The organism is Shigella sp. FC1967, assembly GCF_001743005.1.
In the GTDB taxonomy this organism is placed as follows: domain Bacteria; phylum Pseudomonadota; class Gammaproteobacteria; order Enterobacterales; family Enterobacteriaceae; genus Proteus.
The window spans coordinates 1-4,247 of record NZ_MIIZ01000713.1 but is presented as its reverse complement, the minus strand read 5'-3'; the positions used below and the strand labels follow the sequence as shown (position 1 = coordinate 4,247).

Sequence of the window (4,247 nt, the reverse complement as noted above, 5' to 3'; positions counted from 1 at the left end):
GGGCTTATGGCTGGACGAATTCCACGTTCATTTATTAATGATTTGCTAGCTCGAACCGATATCATCGATCTTATCGACGCTCGCGTGCCGTTAAAAAAACAAGGCAAAAATCATTCAGCGTGTTGTCCGTTTCATAATGAAAAAAACGCCCTCTTTCACAGTAAATAGCGACAAACAGTTTTACCACTGTTTTGGTTGCGGTGCGCATGGCAATGCTATTGATTTTTTGATGAATTACGACAGGCTCGATTTTGTCGAAACCATTGAAGAGTTAGCAGCAATGCATGGGTTAGAAGTTCCTTATGAATCAGGAACCGGCAGTAGCCCTATTGAACGACATATAAGACAAAATCTCTATCAAGTGATGGAGAAATTGAATCAGTATTATAGTAGTGCTCTTAATAAACCTGATGCACAGGAAGCAAGAAACTACCTTGCGCATCGTGGGCTGAGTGAAGATATTATTACCCGCTTTTCTATTGGATTTGTACCAACAGGTTGGGATAACGTCCTAAAACGTTTTGGTCAAAATGCCGATAATAAAGCCTTACTTATTGAAGCGGGTATGGTAATAACGAACGATAATGGTCGCACTTATGATCGTTTTCGCCAACGAGTCATGTTTCCTATCCGAGATAGACGTGGTCGTGTTATTGCCTTTGGTGGACGCGTTTTAGGTGATGATTTACCTAAATACTTAAACTCCCCAGAAACAGAGATATTCCATAAGGGACGTCAACTTTACGGACTTTATGAAGCGCAACAATCTAATAATAACGTCACAAAGCTATTAGTTGTTGAAGGTTATATGGATGTTGTGGCATTAGCGCAGTTTGGTATTGATTATGCCGTTGCCTCATTAGGAACCTCCACCACAGCAGAACATATCCAGTTGCTCTTTCGGACAACGGATAACATTATTTGCTGCTATGATGGAGATAGAGCTGGACGTGATGCCGCATGGCGAGCATTAGAAACCGCCCTTCCTTTTTTAAATGATGGCCGCTCTTTACGTTTTATGTTTTTACCCGAAGGTGATGATCCCGATTCATTGGTTCGTCGTGAAGGTAAAGAGGCTTTTGAAAAACGTATGGAACAAGCGCATTCATTATCAGAATTTTTATTTGATTCGCTCGTTCCTCAAGTGGATCTGAGTACTCAAGAAGGCAATGGGAAGCTATATAGTTTAGCCAGACCATTAATAGATAAGATCCCAAGTGAAACTTTACGTCTATATTTATTAAGAGAGCTTGGAAGCTTAACGGGAAATCCCGATATTGAGCAGATGGATCGTTTATTTGGTAGAGCGCCGGTTAACCACGAATTATCGTATCAACCGACAAAATTGCGCACAACACCAATGCGTATATTGATTGCCCTGCTGATACAAAATCCAGAATTCTCTAAATTAGTGCCCCCTCTTGAGGGATTAAATACAGAAAAAATTGCAGGTCTATCACTTTTTATTGAATTAGTTTCTGTTTGCCAAGCACAACCCGGTCTGAATACAGGACAGATTATCGAACTCTATCGAGAGAATAAATTCGGTAAACAGCTTGAAAAATTGGCAATGTGGAACGATATAGATATAGATGAGATCGCAGAGAAAACCTTTACAGACACGTTAGATCATCTTTTTTTAACTGCAATGGACGAACGTTTAAACGCGCTTATTGCGAAAGAGAGAACAGAAGGTCTGACGCAAGATGAACGCGAAGAAGTCCAATTGATAATACAGGCACGCGTTAAAAAGTAAACACAGAATTAAGATTAAAAACACGGCTTAATTGCCGCTATCGGTAGGTACTAAAAACCTACATTTGCTACGCTGAGGGGATCGTAGCAATCGACAATGAAAATGCCCCTCCGTAGTTATTGTTGGCTAAACAGTTATCGCCGACCGACACCAACCCAAATTACTTTGAAGTGTGGATACCGTCTTATGGAGCAAAACCCGCAGTCACAGCTGAAGCTACTTGTTACTAAAGGTAAGGAGCAAGGCTACCTGACCTATGCTGAGGTCAATGACCATCTGCCGGAAGATATCGTCGATTCAGATCAAATCGAAGACATCATCCAGATGATTAACGACATGGGCATTCAGGTTATGGAAGAAGCACCTGACGCCGATGATCTGATGCTGGCAGAAAATTCAAATGATACTGATGATGATGCTGCAGAAGCCGCCGCTCAGGTACTTTCTAGTGTAGAATCTGAGATTGGCCGTACAACCGACCCAGTACGTATGTATATGCGCGAAATGGGTACTGTTGAACTGCTCACCCGGGAAGGTGAAATTGATATCGCAAAACGCATTGAAGATGGTATTAACCAAGTTCAATGCTCTGTTGCAGAATATCCTGAAGCAATTACTTATCTTCTTGAACAGTACGATCGCGTTGAAGCTGGCGAAGCACGTCTTTCAGACTTAATTACTGCATTTATTGACCCTAATGCCGAAGAAATGGCAGAAAGTGAAGATGTCAACTTAGACAAAGATGATGATGAAGTTGACAACAGCGCTGAAGACGAAGATGAAGACGAAGATGAAGATGGCGACAATGACAGCGATAGCGATGATGATAACAGCATCGATCCTGAATTAGCGCGTCAGAAATTTACCGAGCTTCGTGAGCAATACGAAAAAACTCGCCAAACAATTAAGGCGAAAGGTCGTAACCACAAAGATACAGAGCTTGAAATCTTATTGTTATCTGAAATTTTCAAACAGTTCCGTTTAGTACCAAAACAGTTTGATTATTTGGTTAACAATATGCGTGAGATGATGGACAGAGTCCGTGCTCAAGAGCGTCACATCATGCGTCTTTGTGTTGATCAAGTTAAAATGCCAAAGAAAAACTTCATTACACTGTTTACAGGTAACGAAACCAATGACACATGGTTCACTGCTGCTCGTGCAATGAACAAACCTTGGTCTGAAAAGCTGGCAGGTATTGAAGAAGAAGTACAACGCAGTCTACAAAAACTGCAACAAATTGAAGTTGAAACTGGACTGACAATCGAACAGGTTAAAGATATTAACCGTCGTATGTCTATCGGTGAAGCAAAAGCACGTCGTGCGAAAAAAGAGATGGTCGAAGCAAACTTACGTCTCGTTATCTCTATCGCGAAAAAATATACCAACCGTGGCTTACAGTTCCTTGACCTAATACAGGAAGGGAATATCGGTCTAATGAAAGCGGTTGATAAATTTGAATACCGTCGTGGTTATAAGTTCTCAACTTATGCAACATGGTGGATCCGTCAGGCCATTACTCGTTCAATCGCTGATCAGGCGCGTACAATTCGTATCCCTGTTCACATGATCGAAACGATTAATAAACTGAACCGTATCTCTCGTCAAATGTTGCAAGAGATGGGACGTGAGCCTTCACCAGAAGAGCTAGCAGAACGCATGCTGATGCCTGAAGACAAGATCCGTAAGGTACTAAAAATTGCTAAAGAACCAATCTCCATGGAAACCCCAATCGGTGACGATGAAGATTCACATTTAGGTGATTTTATCGAGGATACAACGCTCGAATTACCTCTCGATTCTGCAACATCAGAAAGCTTACGTTCAGCAACTCACGAAGTGTTAGCGGGTTTAACATTACGTGAAGCGAAAGTTCTGCGTATGCGTTTTGGTATCGATATGAATACCGACCATACCTTGGAAGAAGTGGGTAAACAGTTTGATGTTACCCGTGAACGTATTCGTCAGATTGAAGCGAAGGCACTGCGTAAATTACGCCACCCAAGCCGTTCTGAAGTGTTACGTAGCTTCCTTGATGAGTAATCAACTTACTTTTCAATAAAAGTTATATTAAACGCCTGTGGTATCACAGCGTTTTTTATGGAATTTCAATACAGTATCGGCAATCGACTTAATCTACGATAGATTTCATCTACACCTATTTATAAAAAAATAGCCTTATTATTTATATTATTGTACCTGTACGTCCGCTTCTCCATACAAACATTAAACTATGTTATTGATATCACAGTTATTCTCTATTTTATTTTTTTATTGTTTAGATTGAACAGAATTTGCGCATACAGTCATTCAAAGGCTAGACCTCACGCCAAATGGCACGTATAATCTCACTCCATCAGGCCCCTTAGCTCAGTTGGTTAGAGCAGTCGACTCATAATCGATTGGTCACTGGTTCAAGTCCAGTAGGGGCCACCAAATTTAGCTATTAAATCAGCGCATTAAGCCACTTCTTAGCAAGTGGCTTTTTGTT

At 41.0% G+C, this 4,247-nt stretch carries 1 protein-coding gene, 1 tRNA gene and 1 pseudogene; all 3 read left to right on the top strand.

All coding sequences use genetic code 11. The annotated features are described in order from the left end of the window. The first annotated feature begins 6 nt into the window (after positions 1 to 6). The 3 genes and pseudogenes from dnaG (at position 7) to BHE89_RS10685 (ending at position 4,192) form a co-directional block, all read left to right on the top strand. Positions 7 to 1,756, top strand: a pseudogene (gene dnaG / locus BHE89_RS10695) (DNA primase). Between the two features lie 186 nt (positions 1,757 to 1,942). Beyond that, complete coding sequence (gene rpoD / locus BHE89_RS10690; RefSeq protein ID WP_069369657.1) at positions 1,943 to 3,799, top strand: RNA polymerase sigma factor RpoD; 1,857 nt, start codon at positions 1,943 to 1,945, stop codon at positions 3,797 to 3,799. Positions 3,800 to 4,115: 316 nt separating this feature from the next. Continuing rightward, a tRNA-Ile gene (locus BHE89_RS10685) sits at positions 4,116 to 4,192 on the top strand. Positions 4,193 to 4,247: the final 55 nt, after the last annotated feature.